Below are 2,361 nucleotides of genomic sequence, written 5' to 3'. Positions count from 1 at the left end.
CAACGCGGTGCCCAGCGCATCGCGCAGCCGCACCGCATCCTCCGCAATCGCCAGCTGCGGTTGCCCGGCAATATTGACGCGAATAATGCGCTGCGCCTGTTGCAGCGCGCTCAGCGCCAGAGGCAGTGCCTCCGGGCCGCGATAGCGATCGGCCAGTTCCGCTTCACTCAGCGGGCCCAGCTCCCGCAGCATATCCACCAGCGCCTCAGTGCTGCTGGCCTGATAATCTGGCGTAAGACGCTGCAGCTCCTGCTCTACACGCGCCACCACTGCCGGGGTCAGCAGTTCGTGCATCGTGACCTGACCCAGCAGATCGCTGAGCAGATGGCTGTCGAGCGCCAGCATGGAGGCGCGTCGCTCGGCCTGCGGCGCATCGCCGGCATACATAAACTCGGCGACATAGCCTAACAGCAGCGGCGCAGCAAAGGGCGAGGGCGTGTCGGTGGTGACCTCGGTCAGCTGGATATCACCTTGCTGAACGCGGGCCATAAGCTGATGCAGCGACGGCAAATCGTAAACATCCTGCAAACATTCACGTGCGGTCTCGATCAGGATGGGGAAATCATCAAACTGCCGCGCGACCTCCAGCAGCTGTCCGGCGCGCAGACGCTGTTGCCATAGCGGCGAGCGCTTGCCGGGATTGCGGCGCGGCAGCAGCAGGCGCGGGCAGCGCATTCGCGAAAACGGGCGGCAAACAGCGCAGAGTGACCGATCGCCGCAGTGACGATGCGCTGCAGTTCGTCCGGCTGAAACAGAAACAGTTCGGCACCGGGCACGCGGCCTTCGCTGTCCGGGAAGCGGGCGACAATGCCGTCGTCACTGGCGACGACCGCCGGATCGATGCCCATCTGGCGGCCAATGCGATCGGCTATCGCCAGCGCCCAGGGCGCATGCACGCGCTGACCATAAGGCGAGTGAAGGATCACCCGCCAGTCACCGCTCTCATCGCGGCAGCGCTCCAGCAGAAGGGTGCGATCGGTGGGCAGCACGCCGGTTGCCTCAATCTGCTCATTGATCAGCGCAGTGATATTGTGTTGCGCATAGGCGTCAAGGCTGTCGCTGACCCGCGACGCCTGTGTCGCGGTGGTGCGCAAAAAGCGACCAATCGCTTCACCCAGCGTCGCCGATCGGCCCGGCGTGTCGCCGCGCCAGAATGGCAGACGGGCCGAGCGGCCCGGTGCCGGCACCACAACCACCTGATCGTGGGTGATCTGCTGGATGCGCCACGAGGTGGCACCGAGGGTAATGATGTCGTTTACCCGCGACTCGTACACCATCTCTTCATCCAGCTCGCCCACGCGTCGCGCGCCGGACTGCTCTTCACCCTCCGGCAGCATCACGCTGAACATACCGCGATCGGGAATGGTGCCGCCGCTGGTGACTGCCAGATGCTGGGCACCGGGCCGACCGGTGAGCGTATCATGCTGGCGATCCCAGACAATACGCGGCCGCAGCGTAGCAAACGCATCCGAGGGGTAGCGGCCCGCCAGCATATCCAGCACGGCGGTAAAAGCGTTACGCGGTAACGTTTTAAAGGGATCGGCGCGACGCACCTGCTGGTACCACTCTTCAACCTGCAGGGTCTCCATGGATGCGGCGGCCACCGTATGCTGTGCCAGAATATCCAGCGGGTTGTGCGGCAGAGCGAGGGCTTCCAGCTCGCCCGCCTGCATTGCCTCAACGATGACGGCGGCATCCACCAGATCGCGCCGGGTGCGCGGCCAGAAAATGCCCTTTGGCGTGCCGCCTACCTGATGCCCGGCGCGGCCGACGCGCTGCAGCGCACTGGCCACCGACGGCGGCGCGCCCACCTGGATCACCAGGTCGATATCACCCATATCAATGCCCAGCTCCAGGCTGGATGTGGCCACCACGCAGCGCAGCTCGCCGTTTTTCAGCGCGTTTTCAATCTCCAGCCGCTGCTCCTTTGAGACCGAGCCGTGGTGCGAGCGCGCCAGATGCGCCTGCGGCGCCGCCGCGCGTTTCTCCGTGCCGCCGTTAAACGAGCCATACGCTAATGTGCTCTCCATCAGGGCAGGCGCGTCGCTGGCACGGCGGGCGTACAGCTCGTTGAGTCGCGCCGTGAGTTTTTCCGCCAGGCCGCGTGAATTGGTGAACACCAGCGTGGCGCGATGGCGCAACACCTCGTCCAGCACGCCGGCTTCTATGTGTGGCCAGATGGAACCGCTGGCGGCACCATCCTGTGGCGCACCCGCCTCCTGGGGCTGCCGGATATCGGTCATATCTTCGACCGGCACGGTAATGGTCAGCTGCAAAGGGCGCCGGGCTGCCGGATTGACGATCAGCGTCTCGCGCGTGCCGCCGAGGTAGCGCGCCACGGCGTCCGGCGGACGCACGGTG

The 2,361-nt window shown here is 65.4% G+C and carries 1 pseudogene; it reads right to left on the bottom strand.

From position 1 onward, the window contains the following. Positions 1-2,361: pseudogene (locus tag HA48_RS21770) on the bottom strand (helicase-related protein); the annotation flags it as partial.

The sequence above is a fragment of the Pantoea wallisii genome (assembly GCF_002095485.1).
Taxonomy (GTDB): domain Bacteria; phylum Pseudomonadota; class Gammaproteobacteria; order Enterobacterales; family Enterobacteriaceae; genus Pantoea; species Pantoea wallisii.
This window is presented reverse-complemented; position numbering and strand designations above follow the sequence as displayed.